The organism is Falsiroseomonas sp. E2-1-a20 (genome assembly GCF_051433195.1).
Taxonomy (GTDB): domain Bacteria; phylum Pseudomonadota; class Alphaproteobacteria; order Acetobacterales; family Acetobacteraceae; genus Falsiroseomonas.
In genome coordinates this window covers 1-472 of record NZ_JBHMFT010000201.1, presented here as the reverse complement: position 1 = coordinate 472, position 472 = coordinate 1, and the positions used below count along the sequence as shown (strand labels likewise).

The following is a 472-nucleotide window of genomic DNA, read 5'->3' as shown; positions in this document are numbered from 1 at the left end:
CCGCCAATACGCGGCGCAGCTACGCCATCGCCTGGACGGATTTTTGTACCTGGTGTGCTGAGCATGGCCTGGCGCCGCTGCCGGCCGCGCCGGAAACTGTCGGGCTCTACCTCGCCGACCGGGCGCCAACCCACCGCCCCGCCACCCTGCGGCTGCGCCTGGTCGCCATCGGCCAGGCGCACCGCCTGCAGGGCCACAGCCTCGACCCGCGCCACCCGGCGGTGCGCGAGGTCTGGGCCGGCATCCGGCGCCAGCACGGCACCGCGCCGCGCCAAAGCACCGCGGCAACCAGCGAGGTGCTGCGCGACGCGCTGCGCCAGCTGGCCCGGCGTCCCGGGCTGCAGCCGCTGCGCGACCGCGCCCTGCTGCTGGTCGGCTTCGCCGCGGCGCTGCGCCGCTCGGAACTGGTGGCGCTGGACCTGGCCGACCTGCGCCACGTCTCCGAGGGGCTGGTGCTGACGCTGCGCCGCTC

At 76.3% G+C, this 472-nt stretch carries 1 pseudogene; it reads left to right on the top strand.

Features of this window, described 5'->3' with window-relative positions:
- Positions 1 to 472: pseudogene (locus ACFHPP_RS31365) on the top strand (site-specific integrase); the annotation flags it as partial.